This window comes from Streptomyces sp. NPDC002032, assembly GCF_042890765.1.
Lineage (GTDB): Bacteria > Actinomycetota > Actinomycetes > Streptomycetales > Streptomycetaceae > Streptomyces.
The window spans coordinates 283,152-300,863 of sequence record NZ_JBIASM010000010.1 but is presented as its reverse complement, the minus strand read 5'-3'; the positions used below and the strand labels follow the sequence as shown (position 1 = coordinate 300,863).

The following is a 17,712-nucleotide window of genomic DNA, read 5'->3' as shown; positions in this document are numbered from 1 at the left end:
GCGATTACACGCCTTCCACGGTGATCACAACCAGGCCAGTTCGTCTGATACCCATCAGCCTCTGGGCTCCTGGCGGTGGAGTCATCAGTGCGTATCATGCGGGATGTGATGCGTATAGCTGTGTAAGAGCCCGAGAAAACCTGTACCCCCTCCTATGGCGAGATTTTCCCGCCACTTCGTTTCATTGGAGTGCCGCATGCAGAGGTCTGGTGACATCGTGCTGCGTTCTCACCAGGAAGAAGCAGTGGAGGCGATTGTTCGGGGGCTCGATATTCCGCCCGGGAAACGGATTCCGGAGGCCGGTCTACGGGCCACGGTGGTGGCTGCGTGCGGGACCGGGAAGACGTTCATCGCCGCTGCGGCGGCGCTCCGTCTGGCCCGGAACGGACGGGTTTTGGTATTGCTGCCGACGCTGGATCTGCTGACGCAGACGGCCCGGGAATGGCGGCTGGCCGGCCACAGCGGGCCCGCGGTGGCGGTGTGCTCGCTGGAGGACGACCCTGCTCTGTGGGCTCTGGGGGTGCGCGCGACGACGTCGCCGCCGCAGCTCGGGCTGTGGCACGGGCGGGGCCCGGTCACCGTCTAGGCGACCTACGCCTCCCTGCCGGTCCTGGCCGAAGCGCACGAGGGCGCGTACGGGTTGCCGATGGACGTCTTCGACCTTGGTCGTGGTCGACGAAGCGCACCGGACGTCGGGGTCGGCGGGGAAGGCGTGGGCGGACATCCACCACCAGGAGGTCATCCCGGCGATGCGCCGGCTGTACATGACCGCGACGCCCCGGATCTGGAAGGAGAGGCCGCCGCGGTCCCGGGAGCAGCAGGAGCTGTACGAGGCGCAGCAGTCGGTCGTGGACGAGGAGACGCCGGGTCGGACGCGGCGGGCGTGGAACCGGCTCCCCAAGGAGCTGGCGTGCTCGATGGACGACGAGGCGGTGTTCGGGCCCGTCGTCTACGAGCTGTCGCTGGCGTCGGCGATCTCCCGGGGGCTTCTGGTGAGGTATCAGATCGTCGTCGCCGAGCTGACCGACCCCGTCGTCACGCCGAAGCGGCTGGTCAGCGAGGAGCGGTACGAGGAGCCGCTGCGGGGGCAGCGGCTGGCCGCGACGCAGACCGCGTTGCTGGAGACCATGGCCGAGCACGGACTCCAGACCACGATCACCTTCCACCACCGCACCATCGAGGCGGAGGCCTTCGCCGCCGGGCTGCCCCGGGTCGCGGCCCGGCTCCACGCCGTGGACCCGGAGCGGCACCCCGAGCGGGTCTGGGCGGGGTGGCTGTGCGGGGAGCACGACGGCGCCCACCGGCAGGGTGTGCTCGCCGACTTCGGGCGTAGGGCGGGGCGCGCCGTGCTGTCGAATTGTCGGGTCCTGGGTGAAGGCGTCGATATCCGAGCGACCGACTCGGTGGCGCTGATCGACCCGAAGGGATCGGCTGTGGACATCGTCCAGGCGATCGGCCGGGCGCTCAGGCAGAATCCTGGTCAGGGCAAGATGGCGACGCTGATCGTTCCGAAATGGGCAGCGGTCGGCCGGGTTGGCTCCTATCAGCGCCGCCCCGTTCTTTCCGCCCGCAGGGATCATCTTAACGAGCGGGCGTTGTCACCCTCGCTCGTAGTAGGCCTCGACGGGGGTGCGTGCCTCGTCGAGCAGGGCCGGGCCCTCTTGCGCCACCGTCGGCCATTCGCCCGACTGCGGGTTGAGCTCCACGAGCTGCTCGGTGGAGAGCGCGTAGACGACCCGGCCGATACCGGAGCGGACGATGCCGCCGCCGCACATCGCGCACGGCTGGCAGCTGGTGTACAGGGTGGTGCGGGCGGCCGTGTCCGCGTCGAGTTCGCGGGCCGCCCAACGGGCCAGCTTCAGCTCCGGATGGGCGCTGATGTCGCCGTCGCGGCGGACCGTGTTGTGGGCCTCGGCGAGGATCGTGCCGTCCGGCCCGGCCAGCAGGGAACCGTACGGTGCGTCGCCCCCGGCGACGGCGGCGGCCGCGATGGCGATCGCGCGGCGCAGGAGTGTCTCGTCGGCAGTGGTGATCATGAAGCGGTCCTCCAGTGGGTGGCCACCTCGGCGAGGGCCCGCCAGGCCGTGTGGGGCTGCCGGGTCTCTTCCGGATCGCCGTGGTAGGGGTCGAGCACGACGGTGTCGGCGCCGAGCAGGCGCAGCTGGTCGAGATCGTCGAGGACCTGCTCGACGGTCCCGACGCCGGCGATCCGCTCGGGGTCGGCGACCGGGGTCTCGGTCAGGCGCAGGGCGATGCGCGGTGCGAACGCCGGTACCGGATGCTCCGTCAGGACCGTGCGCATCCGGGCCAGGGAGAGCCGCAGCGGGTGCCAGGCGTCCCCGAACCTGGCGGCACGCCGGAGCGCCGCCGCACTGTGGCCGCCCACCCAGACCGGAATCGGGGCCGCGCCGTCCTCGCTCCCCGCGCGCCAGGCGTCCCGCAGGGCAGCCAGGTACTCGTCGGTCAGCCGGCCCCGCGCGGTGAACGGCACGCCGAGCGCGTCGAACTCCTGACGGGCCCAGCCGACGCCCACGCCGAGCACGAACCGGCCGCCGCTGAGCCGGCTGAGGTTGGTGGCCATCCGTGCCACCAACAGCGGATGCCGGTACGGGAGCACCAGTACGGTCGTGCCCAGCCGCACTCCGGTGGTGACCCCGGCCAGCCAGGACAGCGCGGTGAACGGCTCGTAGAACGGCTCCGGGTACCGCTCGGCCACGTCCGGGGTGACGGTCACGTGATCGGACACCATGAGCAGGTCGTAGCCGAGCCCCTCCGAGACCCGCGCCCAGTCGCGCAGCACGCCGGGATCCGTACCCGGCCCGAAGTTCGGTACGTTGACGCCAAGTTTCATGATCGGAGGCTATCGCGGCAATCACGGCATGCGGAACCTTCAATTCCCTGTAGAGGCGGCCTTCTTCCGTGGTTCTGCCGGTAGATTCACCGTATGACAGTGAACCTTGACGAGACCGACTGGGAGATCATCGGGCAGCTGCAACGGGAGGCCCGCATCTCCCTCAGCGAGCTCGGACGGCGCGTGAAACTGAGCTCCTCCGCCACCACGGAACGGGTGCGGAACCTGGAGTCCCTGGGCGTCATCACCGGCTATCACGCAACGGTGGACCTGGCCAAGGTCGGCTATCCCGTGCTCGCCGTCGTCCGGCTGAAGTACCCGGGAAACCACCACCAGCCGCTGCACCGGCTGCTCACCGAGCGGCACGAGATCCTGGAGTGCCTGCGCACCACCGGCGACGACTGCTACACCCTGAAGGTGGCCGCGACCTCCATGGAACACCTGGAGACCCTCATGGACGAACTGGCCGGCTTCGGCAGCACGACCACCAGCGTCGTCTACAGCCGCACCCTGCCCTACCGCGGTCCCAACCGCCCCTGACCACAGCCGACCCGCCACCGCGTTCCCCTGCATCGGCGACGGCTCCGTAGGGACACCGCAGCCGGGCGGCTGCCCTTCGAGGCGATCCAGCAACGAAAGCCGCTCGCGGGTCGCACCGCCGCCGCGCCCGCCACAACGACCCTGGCCGGACAGCGGCCGCGGTGGGGCAGAGGGCGGCGTTACGGCTGGACGTACGGGTCCTGCGAAGTCCGGCGGCGGTAGGCCCATTGGCGACAGGCGGGCGAGCAGTGGCGTGCGTCCGATCGCCCAGACACCACCGGGATGCCGCACCCCTCGCGCGGCCGGCCCGACCCCCGGCCGCCGCTACCGGGTACGCGTACGGGAGGTGCGGCACGCGGGCGAGCACAGCACAGCACAACGGTCGACGGCGTCCATCGGCTGCCGCAGCCCGTCGGGCGGCTCTACCCCGACGTCGACCTCCGCTCGGCGCAGCTGGCCTGCCCAGCGACGTCGCGCCGGGGCGCGGCCCCGAGATGTGGGTCCACCTCACCGTCGAGGAGGCTTACATCCACTGCTCCAAGTACATACCGCACCTGGTGCCGGGCTCCCGCGCCGGCCGGACCGGTGGTGCACGACCGCCGCTTCCTCGCTCCGGGCGGGCTGCCGGACCACGCCTGATCGCGAGGGCCACGCCACGCCCCGGCCCGTCAGAACGCCGGCCGCGGCGCCGCGGTGCGTCCGTCCCGTACGGCGTCAGGGTCGGGATCGGTGTCCTCCCCGGTGGACCCGGAGTGGTGGCGGAGGTGGCGCGGCGCGCCCGACGACGGGACATGATCGCTTCCGGATGTCGCCCGTCTTTGCGCCACCTCCCCGCCCCGGCGCCTGGAGCGCCGTCGTCGTGGCGGCGTCCCCGCGCGAGCGGACCCAAAGCCGACCGCAGCACGCCTGGCTGGGGCCCGGAGCGGTTGGTGATGCACCGCTCCATGCGGGCGGCCGCTTCGCGGTGGGAGTGGTGCTGGTGGAGCATGGACGGAGCCAGGTTCCGGCCGAAGGGGACCCAAGTGAAACCGAAGCATCCCTGAACACGGTCGATCATCGCGGTCCCCGCCCATCGTCCATCAGGGACGAGTAGTTGACGCCCTTGGCGGTGTTCGCGGTGTGCTTCTCGTCGAGGATCTTCGGGTAGTCGATTCCGGTAGGGCTTGCCCGCCGCCTTCCCCGCCGCCCTCACCTCGATCTCGGTCAGGTCGATCGAAGACCAGCTCGCCCTTGACCGTCGCGGTCTTCGTCACGGTCCGGAACTCCGACCGCAGAAACCCCTCCCGATGATCAGCGGGGCCGGGCAGCGGCAACGGCCGGGGAATCGAACCCAGCCACCGTTCGATCGGGGGCTGCCCCGTCTCCGAGCGCACCGTGCAGTGAGGTCTGCACCCACGCAGTGAAAGCCTGTTCAGCTCCGCAAGGTGTTCGATCTGGCCGACCCCCTGGTTGTCGAGCTCGACCAGGAACTGGTCACGGGCGGCGCGGAGGAACCGTTCGGTCTTCCCCTGCCCTGAGGCCGTCCGGGCTTTGAGTGCGTGAGGCGAACGGCCAGGAACGCGCCCGCTCGAAGCAGCCAGGTGTCCACGAACGCGAACCCGTTGTCGACGGCTGGTCGGCTGCCCTACCCGCACGGCTGGCCGTATCCGCTGTGCCCGGTGTGCCTCGGCCTGGTGCGGTAGCGGGTCGGCAGCAACAACGAGGACCTCCTCCGTTGGTTCTGGTTCGGGCCATGCGGGCACAGCACCGTGGCAGATCAGACGCCCGAGTGAGCACCCAGCGCTGATGCGTGACGCGGGTGCCGGTCCGGTCCGGTGCGGGCCGGACCGGCGTCGGGCTCTGGGCGGGCGGTCTACCGGCGGAAGTGGGCCCGGTGTTCGTGGAGGAAGGCGCCGAGGGTACGGGGCGGGCGGCCGAGGATGTCGGTGACGGTGGTGGTCGGCGCCTCGGGTCGGGCCACGGCGAGTTGCTGGATCTCCGTCACATGATCAGCGAGCCAGCCGGGCATGTGGGCGTGGTGGATGAGGCTGTCGCGCATCTCGTCCGGGGTGAGGTCGACGTAGCGGACGGGCGTGCCGGTCAGGGCGGTCAGGCGTGCGGCGAGTTCGGGAAGCGAGACGGCTTCGGGTCCGGTCAGGGTGTGGATGCCGCCCGCGATGTCCGGCCGGGTGAGGACGGTGGCGGCGACGTCGCCGATGTCGCGGCAGTCGACGTAGTTGTACGGTGCGTCGCCGGCCGTGCCGAGGAGGACGCCCTGGGCGATGCCGGGGGCCAGGCGCAGGAGGTTCTGCATGAACGCGTAGGGGCGCAGGATCGTGTGGGTGAGGCCACTGGACTTCAGGTGTTCCTCGACGGCGTGGTGTCCGCGGGAGACGGCGACCGGGGAGTCGGCTTCGGCGGCGGGTGCGGAGATCTTGACGATGTGTCCGATGCCCGTGCGGGCTGCTATGTCGATGGCGCGGGTTTCCAGTTCGACCTGTGCGGGGCCGTTGGCCATGGCGAGGAAGAGCTGATCGGCGCCTTTGAAGGCGGTGTGCAGGGAGTGCGGGTCGGTGGCGTCTGCGTAATGGACCTCGAAGAGCGGCCGGCGTGCGCCGGTCGTGCCGGTCGTGCCGGTCGTGCCGGTCGTGCCGGGGATCGGCCGGTGCGGGGTGCGGGTCAGTGCGCGCACGGGGGTGCTGCCGAGCGCGAGGAGGCTGCGGAGCAGGGCGTTTCCGGTCGCTCCGGTCGCTCCCATGACGACGATCATCGTGTGTGCTCATTTCCTGGTGGTGGCGCGGCGGCGGGTGCGCTGCCGCGTGGGGCCCGGGCGGACTCGGGTCCGGTGGGCCTGTGGGCCTGTGGGCCTGTGGGCTATGCCGAGGTGGGTCGCGCCGGAGATGCGGTGGCCGTGCTGCGCCAGCGCAGGGTGACGATGGTGGTGGCGAGGGCCGCGGACACGGGCAGGTCGATGCGCAGGCGCTCCAGCCACGGGGTGGCGGGGACCGGGGTGTGGGCGGGCAGCCACTGGGCGGCGAACCACCCCAGCAGAGCCGCCGCGCCGACGGCGGTGACGACGAGTACGGCGGTCAGGAGGACGCGCGGCACGGTGGTGGTCCACCGCCGGGACCGCCCGCGGTTCCGCAGCCAGCGGCCGACCAGGAACGCCACCACGGCCGAGGTGCCGGCGATGGAGGTGCAGGCGGCCACCGCCAGGTCCCGCTGTCCGGTGAGGAACCCCGCGGTACCGGCCATCAGGCCCGGGGCCGCGTAGGCGGTCAGTACCTCGCGCCACAAGATGAACTGCCGGGGCGGGCGGGAGACGGCCTCGTTTCGGTTGGTTCTGTCTTTCGTTGCGCGCATTCCGGCCTCTTTCTCGTTCGTACGGACGGGAGGAACGTAATGTAATTAGGAGCCTAACTATTGCCCCGAAAAAAGAGGCCCTGCCCGGAGGGCGGGGCCACAACGGCCGCGAGTCGGATCAGTCGGCGACCAACGCCTCACTGCCGCGCACGACACGGGTGAGCAGGTCCAGGAACACAGCCCGCTCCTCGACGGAGAGGCCGCTGACCATCGCTTCCAGCCGCCCGAAGTGCTCGGGCGCCAGGTCGCGCAGGCGCTGCGCGCCGCGCGCGGTCAGGACGGCCACCGTGCCCCGACCGTCATCCAAGGACGCGCGGCGGGCGATCAGGCCCTCGCGTTCGAGGCCGTCCAGCAAGCCGGTGATCGTGGCCCTTGAAACACCCAGGTCAGCGGCGAGGAGCGAGGGGGACTTCTCCCCTCCGTGATCTTCGAGATCGGCGAGCAGCCGGTAGCGCCCCGTGGACAGGCCGAACCGGGCGAAGTGCGCCTCGGCCGCGCGACCGACCCTCGCACCGGCCGAGATCAGCCGCACGGCGACCAGCACCGCCTGCGGATCTGCGGTCAGGCCGTAGTGCTCGACCTGCCGCCTGGCCTGGTCCAGCGTGGGGGTCTCGCCGTCGATGCCGTCCCTCGTCATATAAATAATATGGCGGCTAACCAGTCATCCTGTCAAGGCGTCTTCCGGCACAGTGGACCCAGCCTGCGGGGCATGGCATCCAGCCGGCCCTTTCGGATCTTGCTCGCCCCGTGGCCCCCGGCATCGCACCAGACAACACGGGCTTGACCGGCAAGATCCGAAAGAGACGCCCTACGGCCGTTGCAGAACGTGCGTGACGGTTATAGACCGGCTGCGGATCGTGGACGGCACCTTGATCCCCGTCCGCGACCGCACGATCGCCGCCTCGAGCCGGAACTACAGGTTCTCGGCGAACGTGCAGGTCATCATCGACGCGGAGAGCCGCCTGGTCGTCGTCTCGGCCCGGTCGGCACCCGGAAACAAGGCCGACGCCCGTGTGTGGCGGGAGTCGGATATACCAGCGCAGGCCGCGGGTACCACCGTCATCGCGGACGGCGCCAACTTCGGAACGGGGCTGATCGTGCCCCACCGCAGAAGGCCCGGGCGTCCTCTTCTGCGCGGCCAGGAGATGGAACTGGCTCCACCCCTGGCTTGCCCAGCCGCTCAGCTTGTGGGCGCTGCAGGGGCGCGGTCGTCAGAAGGCTGCGCGGTCAGCGCCGGCCGCCGCCGATGGTCGGCGGGACCGGTACGGGCTCGGCCTGATCGGTGGGCTCCCAGGCGACCCGGCCCGGGGGCGAAACGCGGCGCGGTCGCCGGATCCCCCGGCAGTCCGGGCAGGATTCTGCGGGAGGTACGAAGGCGCGGGCACTGCCACTGCGGACGGTTGGGTCTGCACCAGTCAGCAGCATCCTGCGAACGTCACCCGGAACGGCACGCCAGCGCGGGATGACCGACGACGGCACACCGAGCGGCCGGCTCCGGATGCTCACGCGGTGACTCGGGGTGGGGCGGCGGTCAGATCCTGGCCGCCTGTTCTCGAGGACGAGGGCCACACCCGCTCGCGCCAGGCGTTCGGGGCCCGGGAAGCGGATCGCCGCCTCGGAACTTCGAAGTGCGATGGAGGAACCAACTGCGCCTGCTTATGCGACAGTTCATGATGTCGTGCCACTGGCTGCCGGGGGGAAGGGCGGAATATGGCGCACGAAGAGAAGGTCATGCTGACGGCCCGCGAGGTGAGTTGTCTGTGGCCGGGCGTCCGTCCTCACTCGGTGCATGTGAATGCGGTGGCCCGTGGGGTGCGTATAGCAACGGATAGCTGGCCGACCACTACGGGGTACGCCAGCAAGGTGCGGTATCACGCCGACGACGTGCGCCGAGTTGCCCCGCAGGTAGCAGCCGAGCCACTCAAGGGGCCGTCCCCGGTACCGTGCTGTCTGGTGCTGATTGTTCTGGTAGCGGCACCTTTCGTGTGGCTGGCGATACAGATACAAAGGGCGGGCGGGTGGTAGAGGTTCGTGTGGTGGCTGCCCGGCCGTCCGGCCGCTGGATGCCGTGTGGTGCGCGGACGCGCACGCGGGCTCACCTCTCGGTGGGTCGACGTCCTGGTGGGCGTTCTCGTGCGTGAGCCGGACCGTGACGGACCGGCCGCCCGCCGACAGCGGCTCCGCGGACAGGGACCGGGCCACCCGCAGGCCCTCCTCCGGGTTGCCGTCGACCAGCCCGGTGGCACGGTGGCACGAGCCTGAGAAGGAGAGGGCCCGATGATCCGGTGCTTGCGCCGCTGCGGCCGCGCCCCCGGCGCACTCGTCCCCGAGGGCCAGGCCGTCGTCGCCGCATGGGGAGATCAGGGTCAGGGCGCACTGGCAGGCGCACCCCACGGAGGGATGGCCGGACCGCCCCTGCGGTCCGTCCCGGCCGGCTGCCGGGAGGGAACGCAGGGGCGGTACGCGGCTGGGCTCAGCGGGTGCTTGCGCGCCGTCGCCGGCGGAGCACGACGGCTCCGCCCGCAAGGGCGAGTGCCGCGCTGGAACCCCCGGCAAGGAGCAGGGCGGAGGACGGGGCGTCGTCCTGCGTGCGCTGGAGGCCGTAGCCGCTGGAGTAGCCCTTGGCGGCGTACTCCGAGCCGGGAAGCTTGTCGGCGTAACGGGCCTTGACCAGTTTCTGGTAGTCGCTGAGCGACACCGATGCCCGGCCGCCCAGTCCCTGCCGTGCCTGGTCGTTGAGGGGCTCGACGGTGGTGAGTTTGAGCTGGTACCAGCCGCGGATCTGCGGCTCGGTGAAGACCAGTGTGCCCAGGGTGGCCTTGCCGGCGTACGTGGCGTCGCTGTCGCCGTCGCTTACGGCCGCCAGATGCCAGCCTCCGCCCTGGGTGGGGGCGAGCATGACCGTGGCGTTGCGGCCGTTGACGGTGGTGCTCAGCGAGGAGACCAGCTGGGTCAGCTTGATCGCCTCGGTGGGCAGCGGCTTCGCGGTGCCCGAGACGAACCCGGGGGTGATCTCGTTCCGCGCCACCGGGTCCTTGATCGTGAAGGCCGGGAGACCCTGGCACGGCTCGGCCGTTTCGGGGATCGTCTGCACCGGCCCGCCGGCGCCGTCGGCGGGCACCGGAGTGCGCAGGAAGCGACAGACGGTGTTGAGGACGTCGGCTGACTTCACCGCGTCGAGGGCGGCCTGGTAGTCGGGGATGTCGGCGGGGAGCGGGTCCTTGGCGGGGGCCGCGTGCGTCGGGCCGACGACGGACAGCAGCGCGGACGCGCTCACTGCGATGACGAGGGAGAGACGGGAGGAGCGAGAGACCGCCCGCTTGCCGGACGTTCCGGTGCCGCTGGTGTCGCGCATGTCGCCTGCCTTAGCGGGAGATACCGATGCGGGAATGGGTCCACTTGGACGAGCTGTTGCTCACGTAGTCGTCGTAGTTCCACCACGTGTACGTGGTGGTGTCCGGCCACGGGTCGGCCACGGCGATCGTGTTCTTCGACGTGTCGAAGCCGTAGACCACGTTCATGTGGCCGCCCCCGGACGTCCACCCGATGCGGGCACCGATCGGCCGGGCCGCCTTGACGTCGGTGTACACCTGGTTGAACGTGGCCGCGCTGCTCAGCCCGGTGCCGGTGTGGGTCATGCCGAGGCTGCTCCACCCCTTGGCCATGTCGTCGAGCGTGGCGGGCTGGTTGTTGCAGCCGTAGTAGGGCTGGGCCCGGCTGCAGAAGTCCGTCTGTGTGGAGCCGAAGCCCTGGAACTTGGCGATGGTCAGCCCGGAGGCGACCCAGCACCACTGGGTCTTCTCCTGCTTGTACATGGTGATGGTGTCCTGGCCCGCTTCCGCGTGAGCTGTGCCTCCCGTGGCTGCGAGCGATCCCAGGGCGGCCAGCGCGATCGCGGACGCCATGGTGCCGTACCTGAACCTGCCCATTTTCCTGCCTTCCCCTGACGGGTTGAACGAGATGAACGGGGCAATCGGGCAGGAATATGACAGCGCATCATGTCCGGGACACATAGCGGGCTTGCAGGAAATTACCCCGTACTGACTATTTGTCGGCTGATCATCAGAATGGGCACCCACGGCTCACGCGTAACACCCGGCGGCGGATGCCCCTGGCCGGGGAGTCCGGGTGATCGCCGGGAGCGGGACGAGACCATCCCCGACAACACCCGGGTGGCCTGCCCGCGCCAGCTCTTTGCGCCCTCCCGCTCCTCGGGCTCTCCGAGGCTGCCCCACCACCACCGTCGTCTACGAGCCCTCACCTGACGCGTCCGCGCGCGGGCCTCCGGCCCCTCCTGCCGCACCGGTCGCCGCCGGCCCGGGCTCAGGTGCAGGGGCTCCACCGGCCGAAGCGGGCCAGCAGCCCGATCGCGGCCCGTTCGTCCACGCCGAGCGCGGCCGCCGCCTGAGCCGCGGTCGCATCGGCGCTCGCGCCACGGGCCGCCCAGTACCCCACCCGCTCGGCGGTGACCTCCAGCAGGCGGCCGCGCGCACCGCGGCCACCGGGAATGTCTTCGTCAGCCGGTCGATCTCACCCTCCAAGCGCTCCAGCAGTACGGTCACCGACTCCGGCAGCGGGACGGCGCCGGCCTCGACCTGGGCGGTGTGGGCGTCGCGGTCACCGTCTCCACCCTCTGCGCCACGGCGCTCACCGCCACCGGCACGCCGGTCGCCGATGCACTGAAGGAGCGGCCGCTGCCGTACTGGGCCCAGCCCGCCCACACGCCCGCCCCTCCACGGGCCACCAGCACCGAGCGCCCAGCACCTGGGCCACGTCGCGCCGGCTGCCGCCCCAGACTTCTCGAGTGCCGGTGCCCCAGCCGGGCTGATCGTCGCGGGAGTCACCGACGCTGAACTGGTGGAGAGCAGCCGCGGCGCGGTGCGACACGCTGCCGGTGCTGATCGCGGCGAGGAGGGGGCCGAGCCGGACGGTCGCGTGCCCCCAGGCTGTTCTCGCGCGGCGGGTGGCGACTGGGTAGGGGCGGGCAGGCCGGCACACAGCCCGGTTCGCGGGCTGGACGCATCCGGATGGCAATCCGTGGCCGGTGCGATGACCTCTATTGCGATGACCTCTATATCGATAAACAGTTCGGCAGAAGCCGGACGTTTATTACACCGAGATCCGAGGCCGCAGGAGGGTACCAGGGCCGCAGCCGGGAGGAGGGGCGGTCTTTTGCCGTGGCTGGTGTCGCGCTGCCCGAATCCACCTGAACGGCCCGGTAGGAACGGCGCGCCGCGCCCGGCCGTGGTGGTGTGGAGGCGGGTGCCGTCTGCCGTGCGCGGCACGTCGGCAGCTGGGCCGGATCGGCGCAGCGGGTGCCGTCCAGGGGGTGCCGGGCCCTCGCCGCTGCTTGGCCCCCGGAAAGCGAGAGGTGATCGGGACGACATGGCTCTGACAGACCCCTCAGGGGTGACGACCTTGATGAGGCCTCCGGCGCCCCGAAGAGGTCCGCGCCCGCCGCATGCGGCGGCGACGTTGTCGGCGCTGGTCTCCATGGGCGCCTACTGCCTGGCCATGGCCGTGCACGGGACGTACCCCTTCGGCAGCCGCTCCCGTGCGGTGAACGACCTCGGCAACCAGTTCGTGCCCTTTCACGCCCACCTGTGGGACCTGATGCACGGCAACACCCAGGGAGATCTCCTCTTCAACTGGGGAAGCGGTTACGGCGTGCCGTTTCTGGCGGACTTCTTCACCTATCTCGCGAACCCCTTCTCCTGGCTGGTCGGCCTCTTTCCCCGCGACCATGTCGAATTTCCGGTCTTCCTGGTCACAGTGTTCAGCACGGGACTCGCGGCCTTTCTGATGACGGTCTACCTCGGGCGGCTGCGTCCCGGCTCACCCTGGCTGCGAGCGGCACTTGCGGTCGGTTACGCCGTCAGCGCCTGGACCACCTCCGTCGGATTCGCGGACCCCATGTGGATGTGGGGGCTGGTGGCCTTTCCCCTGCTCGGATTCGCGTATGACTGGTGTCTGCGCCGGCGTCGCTGGGCGGCCGGTACCCTCCTCGTCTCCGTCTCCTGGGCCGGCAATTTCTACACCGCGGCCATGGCGACCATCGGCATGGGGCTCATCCTGCTGGTCCGGCTCGTGCTCGACGAGAGGCCCGCGTACGAACGGCGTCGCGCCCTGGGGCGGGCACTGTCCGTGACGGTGGTGGGCGTCTCGCTGACCGCTCCCGTGCTCTTCGTCACCTTCAAAGCGGCCAAGGCATCTCAGCCCGCGCCCGAGGCCGTGTACGGCGGGCCGCCAGGACTGCGCGACTACCTGGCACATCTCCTGCCGGGTGGCTTCCACACATCGGCTCCGCAGATTTCCGTCGGCGTGCTGCCTCTGCTCCTCGTCCTCGCCTACCCGTTCATGCGGAGGGTGCCTGTCAAGGAACGGGCCACGTGGTGTGCCCTGATCGTCATGGTGGCGCTCTCGTACGTCTGGACGCCGACGATTCTGCTCTGGCACGGCTTCGCGCTGCCCAACGGGGGCCCCTACCGGGCCGCCATCGCTCTGACGGCCACGCTCGTGTGCGTGGCGTGGCTGGCCCTCGCCGCACGGCCGGAGCCCCGGGAACTGCTCGCCGGGGCGGGGGCGCTGGTGGTGCTGCTCGTCGTCACGAGCACCAGCCAGTACCTCACGCGTACATCCTGGGTCCTCACGGTGGTCGGTGGCGCCGCGACCTTGGTACTCCTGCTGGCGCTCCTACGGTGCAGCGACTCCCGCACGACGCGAGGAGCCGTCACCAGTGGGCTGCTCGGCACGGTCTTCCTCGCCACCGTCTTCGCAGTCCTGTCCGTCAGCGAGGTGCGGGATCAGGATCCGTGGTGGAGGCCGAAGCGGACCCTGGACGACCGCTCGCGCGCGGCGTACCGTGCGATCCGGTCCGAAGACCACTGGCCGTACACGCGCAGCGATCCCGGCCCGCACGAGTTCGCCGACAACGACCCGCTCCTCCTGGGCGGCCAGGGCGGCGCGTACTACAGCAGCTACATGCCCGCGCGAACGGCGGACACGTTGAGCCGTTTGGGTGCCGGCTGGTACATCCAAGGCCGGCACACCACGAGTTTCACGGATCCGGCCGGGCGCGCGATCATGGGCGTGGGCAGTTACCTCGACGCGGATGCACCGCAGGACTTCGTTCAGCGGAACGTGGACACGCTGCCCGTGGTCACCCTGCGACGGGGCGCGCCGGCCGCGGGGCCACGGGAGGAATCCGTCTTCGCGCGCCAGGAGCGAGTGCTGGGCGCCGACATCTACACCACCCCGCCCGTTGAAAGGCCGGAAGCCTCCGGCCTCCCCCCCGGCCAGGACGGGACATGGCACCTGCCGGGCGGCGTCCCGACCGCCATCACCGTCGCTTGTGCGCCAGGCACCTCGGCATTCGCCGATGTCCCCTGGTTCTCCGGCACACTGCGCGGGGCCGGCACCGGCTACGACCGGTCGGCCCAGTACCCGATGACCAGGAACGGGCTGTTGCCGCTCGGCACGGTTCCGGCCAGCGGTGAGATCACCTCCACATTCATCCCGGACGGTGCTCAGAGCATCCCCCGCTTTCCCGTCGGTTGCCTCGATCACCGAGCGCTGGCCACTGCGGTGCACCGGTTGAAGGACTCGGCGCCGCGCGAGATCACAGCCGGTGGTCACTCGATCGGGGCGGTCTTCCCTCACCGCACCACGGGCACTGCCGTGATCTCCGTACCCGTCGTCGACGGATGGGGCTGCTCGGTGGACGCGGGAGAGGCCAAGGCGCCCGGTGCGCTCGCCGGGTTGATCGCGGTGGACCTCGGCGACGGCGGATCCCGTGTCGCGTGCTCGTACCAGCCCCCCGGGCTGCGCGCCGGACTGTGGGTGGCCGCTCTGGCCCTGGTCGTCCTGTTGACTTGCGGTCTCTGCGGTGCTGTACGCCAACGGACGCCACGATGGGCGCGCGGGACCCCGCCCGGCATCTCGGCTGCCTCCCCCCGTGCCCGCCGGTGAGGGCCACCCGTGCCGCGTCCGCCCCGCGTTCTCGCCTGCCCGGCCCGCTCGCCGGGCGCCCGCGCCCTTACCGGTACCAGCGTTGCTCGGGCTGGTACGGGGCACAGGGCCCGGGCCGCAACCGTGGTCGGGACCTCGTGGGATCATCCGGGGACAGGCAGCGGCCCAGATATGGGCCCCCGCCTCGACCACCTCGTCTTCCGTATCGACCCCCCTTTCGGAGAGCGCCCGCCCCGCGCCGCAGGACGGGTGGACTCTTCGAGGGTGCGTCGCAGGGCGGGCCCGTCAGGGGGTTTGGCTGTGGACGGCGACGGTCTCGAGCGGCGACACCAGGCCGGCCGCGAGCAGGAGGCCCAGGCACCTGTGGGTGATCCTGCGGGCAGCGCTCTCGCTCAGCGGGCCGCGCACCGTACGGCGGTAGTTTTCGGCGAGCTCGGTCAGCGGGACGCCTTCGCAGAGGGCGTACACGGTCCAGGTGTGTGCGTCGAGCCAGTGGAAGCGCGCCTGGTCCGGCAGCAGCACCAGGAGCTGTCGGAGGGCGGGCAGCTCATGGACCAGCGCGGGTTCGTTGCGCACGAAGATGCCGTCAGAGGGTGAGGGTTCGGCGCTCGGGTGGGCGGCGGCCGTTTGCGGAGCCCGGACCAGGGTGCGGACGTGGGGCTCGCAGTGCTCGACGCTGTCGAGCAGCCAGCGGACAAAACGTCGGCCCTCCGGGGTCACTTGCCCGTGGTCGGCGCAGAGGGCCTGCTCCGCGAGGTAGGTCAGACGCTCCAGCACGGTGCGGTGGGTTCCCAGGGTGGCGGCCGGGCTCCCCGGGGTCGGCTCGTCGATGACCTCGTCGGCGGGCGGGGGTCCGTACTGGGCGACGAGGTCGGGAGCAACGTCGCGGGCTGCGGCCTGGAAGACCGTCAGGTGTGCGTAGAAGTGGAGCGCCACCAGCACTCGGATGAAGCTCCAGGAGGATTGCCGCCAGGGGATCGGCACCTGGGCGGTGCCGTCTTCCACCAGCGAGCAGGAGCGCAGCACGTCGAACAGTTTCAGGTGCGCGGCCTCGTGCAGCAGCGTTTCGGCTGTCGTCCAGGGATCGCTGAGGCGGCCGGGGGACATCAGAATCGCGGACGGCAGCGGGTCGCCGCCCGACAGGGATTGCAGGGGGCCGTCCGGGGAGTCTCCGTCGCTGAACCCGATCAGCGAGATGTGTCTCAGTACGCTCGGACCGATCTCCGGAAGGAGGGTCGTGAGCAGGCCGGCGCCTTTCCGCAGCGCCTCGACCATCTCCGGGGTCGCGTCGAAGGGCTCGGCCTGGGTGCCAGGTTCGAAGCTGTTGCGGCACAGCTCACTGAGCCGTTCGGCCATGGGTTGCCGGGATGCCGCCTTCTCAAGCCCCGTCCAAACCCAGGCAGCCCCGTTCTCGGGCCAGGGGCGGGCCGGGGCCCGCATGAGGTTCTCGCAGGGGCCGACGCCGTCCGCGAGCTGCTGCCACGCCCCCTCCGCGAGATAGCCGCCGAGGGCGCTCACGGTGAACACGCCGCTTTCCAGACAGGCGGTGTCGTCTTCGAAGGCGTTGCGCAGCACGGGGTCGGCCAGGACGGGGAGCAGCCGGTCGTCTCCCGCCAGCGCGAGCTCGTGCAGGACGTCGGCGTGCTGGGGGTCGCGGGCGCCCAGGAGCTCCAGCCCCAGGCGGTACCTGGCGATGTTCCTGGTTTCGATTGCGGCGGAGTCTCCGAAGAGACTGTCCCGCGTGAGGATGTCCTCCGCCGTGCGGGGGGAGACCGTGGCCATGGTGATGCCTTTCTGTTCCGTTCCTGGGGCGCGGCCGTGGGTCGTCGTCCGGATCGGCCCCGGTGGTGGAGCGCGGTGGAGCGCGCCCCCACAGGGGCGCACTCCACCGCCGTGCGCCTGCTCAGGCGCTGGGGGTCGGGACCTGCGGTCAGGCCGCCGTGACGAGCTGCGTCGGCGCGGACGAGTCGGCGGACGCGTGGGTCAGCTGCGCCGCGTATGCCGGGACCCAGGCACGCTCGGCCGCGGAGTCGGTCATGATCCGCGGTGCCTCGTTCTCGTCGAGGACGGGGACGGCGAACTGGGGCAGTCGGATGGTCTGTGCTGACATGGGTTACTCCTTCTCCGCGGTGCTTGTTCTCCGCGGTGCTTCATGCTTTCCGGAGCGGTTCTCCGGAGTTCGGGGGCAGGCGGTACCGGGTTTCCGGCGGCCTGCAGAGGGACGAGTGGGGCGCAGGGGGTGGGTGAGCCCATCAGGTCGTCGTGTTGGCGCTGTGCGTGCCGCTGTCGATCGCGACGCCGGCGCCGCCCCGCCCCGCCCCGGTGGAGTTGCCGGTGCGGGAGTGGACGGGCTTCCTCGGCCCGCAGGACGTGCCGTCCGTACGCGGCGGCCGCGTCCTGCCGCAGGTTCCAGCTGGCGAGGAATTCCTCGTCCTGCACGGCGCCCGCTGCGCCGATTTCCTTACGCTGCCGGAGTGCGCGGCTCCATATCCTTGAGAGCAGCGGATCACGAATGCCACCGCGGTCAATCCGTCATGCAATCCCTGCATCTGCCGGGGATTCAGGTCCCGTAGCGCACGATCGAGGTAGCGGCGCGCCGGCTCCCGCCAGATATTGTCCGAATGACTGAGCTCGGTGAATAGCAGCGATATACCCGGGCTGCCGTTGTCGAGCGAGAGCGGCATCCACGCATCGCGAGAGTTCCCGGGCCCCATGGGCACCGAGTCGCCACGGCGCAAGGTCTCCCGAATCACTGATTCCGGATCCGCGAGCGCCTCGGCCACAGCCCCGACCCGAGACTCGATCTCTTTCACGGCTGCTCTCCGGTTCGGCGGAAATTCAATCGACAGTCGGTCTGTGCGGAGCGGCGGCGACCATCCGCTCTGGACCGCCGCTGCCAGCTGCCTAACGCGAGGTCAGCAGCCGCTGTGGGTGCGGGCGCTCATACTGCACGGGTCGTTCGTTCCCACCGAGGGGCCGCAGGCGTAACCCTCTTGCGCATCACCGGCGCC

At 70.7% G+C, this 17,712-nt stretch carries 13 protein-coding genes and 2 pseudogenes; 4 read left to right on the top strand and 11 right to left on the bottom strand.

From position 1 onward, the window contains the following. Nucleotides 1–196 precede the first annotated feature (196 nt). A pseudogene (locus tag ACFYYT_RS24145) lies at nucleotides 197–1,511 on the top strand (DEAD/DEAH box helicase family protein); the annotation flags it as partial. Nucleotides 1,512–1,598: 87 nt separating this feature from the next. Here ACFYYT_RS24145 and ACFYYT_RS24140 read toward each other — a convergent pair. After that, a complete protein-coding gene (locus ACFYYT_RS24140) occupies nucleotides 1,599–2,036 on the bottom strand; it encodes a nucleoside deaminase (protein WP_351818723.1) in 438 nt (145 codons plus the stop codon). After that, nucleotides 2,033–2,851, bottom strand: a complete 819-nt coding sequence (locus ACFYYT_RS24135; protein WP_351818500.1) for an LLM class flavin-dependent oxidoreductase — start codon at nucleotides 2,849–2,851, stop codon at nucleotides 2,033–2,035. Before ACFYYT_RS24135 ends, ACFYYT_RS24140 begins: the two co-directional genes overlap by 4 nt. Before the next feature lie 93 nt (nucleotides 2,852–2,944). On the opposite strand from ACFYYT_RS24135, the gene ACFYYT_RS24130 reads away from it, so the two are divergent. Further along, on the top strand, nucleotides 2,945–3,391 hold the full coding sequence (locus tag ACFYYT_RS24130; RefSeq protein ID WP_351818502.1) for an Lrp/AsnC family transcriptional regulator: 447 nt from the start codon (nucleotides 2,945–2,947) through the stop codon (nucleotides 3,389–3,391). 1,852 nt (nucleotides 3,392–5,243) lie between these two features. Here ACFYYT_RS24130 and ACFYYT_RS24125 read toward each other — a convergent pair. The 3 genes from ACFYYT_RS24125 to ACFYYT_RS24115 form a co-directional block, all read right to left on the bottom strand. Then, entirely contained in the window at nucleotides 5,244–6,128 is an 885-nt protein-coding gene (locus tag ACFYYT_RS24125) for an NmrA family NAD(P)-binding protein (protein ID WP_351818505.1), read from the bottom strand. 116 nt (nucleotides 6,129–6,244) lie between these two features. After that, nucleotides 6,245–6,733, bottom strand: a complete 489-nt coding sequence (locus tag ACFYYT_RS24120) for a hypothetical protein (RefSeq protein ID WP_351818507.1) — start codon at nucleotides 6,731–6,733, stop codon at nucleotides 6,245–6,247. 118 nt (nucleotides 6,734–6,851) lie between these two features. After that, a complete protein-coding gene (locus ACFYYT_RS24115) occupies nucleotides 6,852–7,370 on the bottom strand; it encodes a MarR family transcriptional regulator (RefSeq protein WP_351818512.1) in 519 nt (172 codons plus the stop codon). 208 nt (nucleotides 7,371–7,578) lie between these two features. On the opposite strand from ACFYYT_RS24115, the pseudogene ACFYYT_RS24110 reads away from it, so the two are divergent. Then, nucleotides 7,579–7,890 (top strand): annotated as a pseudogene (locus ACFYYT_RS24110) (transposase); the annotation flags it as partial. Between the two features lie 1,316 nt (nucleotides 7,891–9,206). On the opposite strand, the gene ACFYYT_RS24105 reads toward ACFYYT_RS24110, so the two are convergent. The 3 genes from ACFYYT_RS24105 to ACFYYT_RS24095 all read right to left on the bottom strand — a co-directional run bounded on the left by ACFYYT_RS24105 (nucleotide 9,207) and on the right by ACFYYT_RS24095 (nucleotide 11,188). Continuing rightward, on the bottom strand, nucleotides 9,207–10,088 hold the full coding sequence (locus ACFYYT_RS24105) for a hypothetical protein (RefSeq protein ID WP_351818515.1): 882 nt from the start codon (nucleotides 10,086–10,088) through the stop codon (nucleotides 9,207–9,209). Between the two features lie 10 nt (nucleotides 10,089–10,098). Beyond that, entirely contained in the window at nucleotides 10,099–10,662 is a 564-nt protein-coding gene (locus tag ACFYYT_RS24100) for a papain-like cysteine protease family protein (protein ID WP_351818518.1), read from the bottom strand. A gap of 394 nt (nucleotides 10,663–11,056) precedes the next feature. After that, on the bottom strand, nucleotides 11,057–11,188 hold the full coding sequence (locus tag ACFYYT_RS24095; protein ID WP_351818520.1) for a hypothetical protein: 132 nt from the start codon (nucleotides 11,186–11,188) through the stop codon (nucleotides 11,057–11,059). Nucleotides 11,189–12,208: 1,020 nt separating this feature from the next. On the opposite strand from ACFYYT_RS24095, the gene ACFYYT_RS24090 reads away from it, so the two are divergent. Then, nucleotides 12,209–14,701, top strand: coding sequence for a YfhO family protein (locus ACFYYT_RS24090; RefSeq protein WP_388609190.1), 2,493 nt, complete (start codon nucleotides 12,209–12,211; stop codon nucleotides 14,699–14,701). Nucleotides 14,702–14,986: 285 nt separating this feature from the next. Here the strand turns inward: ACFYYT_RS24090 and ACFYYT_RS24085 are convergent, their stop codons facing one another. The 3 genes from ACFYYT_RS24085 to ACFYYT_RS24075 all read right to left on the bottom strand — a co-directional run bounded on the left by ACFYYT_RS24085 (nucleotide 14,987) and on the right by ACFYYT_RS24075 (nucleotide 17,514). Further along, nucleotides 14,987–16,483 (bottom strand): aKG-HExxH-type peptide beta-hydroxylase, encoded by a 1,497-nt coding sequence (locus ACFYYT_RS24085; protein ID WP_351818526.1) that lies wholly within the window; start codon nucleotides 16,481–16,483, stop codon nucleotides 14,987–14,989. Between the two features lie 148 nt (nucleotides 16,484–16,631). Then, entirely contained in the window at nucleotides 16,632–16,811 is a 180-nt protein-coding gene (locus ACFYYT_RS24080) for a hypothetical protein (protein WP_351818529.1), read from the bottom strand. Between the two features lie 142 nt (nucleotides 16,812–16,953). Next, nucleotides 16,954–17,514: a hypothetical protein gene (locus ACFYYT_RS24075; protein WP_351818532.1), complete on the bottom strand. Its 561-nt coding sequence runs from the start codon at nucleotides 17,512–17,514 to the stop codon at nucleotides 16,954–16,956. Nucleotides 17,515–17,712 lie beyond the last annotated feature (198 nt).

Bases quoted from the DNA above. Each gene is read 5' to 3' on its own strand.
- ACFYYT_RS24130 (WP_351818502.1), top strand. From the start codon at position 2,945: ATGACAGTGAACCTTGACGAGACCGACTGGGAGATCATCGGGCAGCTG.
- ACFYYT_RS24100 (WP_351818518.1), bottom strand. From the start codon at position 10,662: ATGGGCAGGTTCAGGTACGGCACCATGGCGTCCGCGATCGCGCTGGCC.
- ACFYYT_RS24105 (WP_351818515.1), bottom strand. From the start codon at position 10,088: ATGCGCGACACCAGCGGCACCGGAACGTCCGGCAAGCGGGCGGTCTCT.
- ACFYYT_RS24135 (WP_351818500.1), bottom strand. From the start codon at position 2,851: ATGAAACTTGGCGTCAACGTACCGAACTTCGGGCCGGGTACGGATCCC.
- ACFYYT_RS24085 (WP_351818526.1), bottom strand. From the start codon at position 16,483: ATGGCCACGGTCTCCCCCCGCACGGCGGAGGACATCCTCACGCGGGAC.
- ACFYYT_RS24120 (WP_351818507.1), bottom strand. From the start codon at position 6,733: ATGCGCGCAACGAAAGACAGAACCAACCGAAACGAGGCCGTCTCCCGC.
- ACFYYT_RS24080 (WP_351818529.1), bottom strand. From the start codon at position 16,811: ATGTCAGCACAGACCATCCGACTGCCCCAGTTCGCCGTCCCCGTCCTC.
- ACFYYT_RS24115 (WP_351818512.1), bottom strand. From the start codon at position 7,370: ATGACGAGGGACGGCATCGACGGCGAGACCCCCACGCTGGACCAGGCC.
- ACFYYT_RS24125 (WP_351818505.1), bottom strand. From the start codon at position 6,128: ATGGGAGCGACCGGAGCGACCGGAAACGCCCTGCTCCGCAGCCTCCTC.
- ACFYYT_RS24140 (WP_351818723.1), bottom strand. From the start codon at position 2,036: ATGATCACCACTGCCGACGAGACACTCCTGCGCCGCGCGATCGCCATC.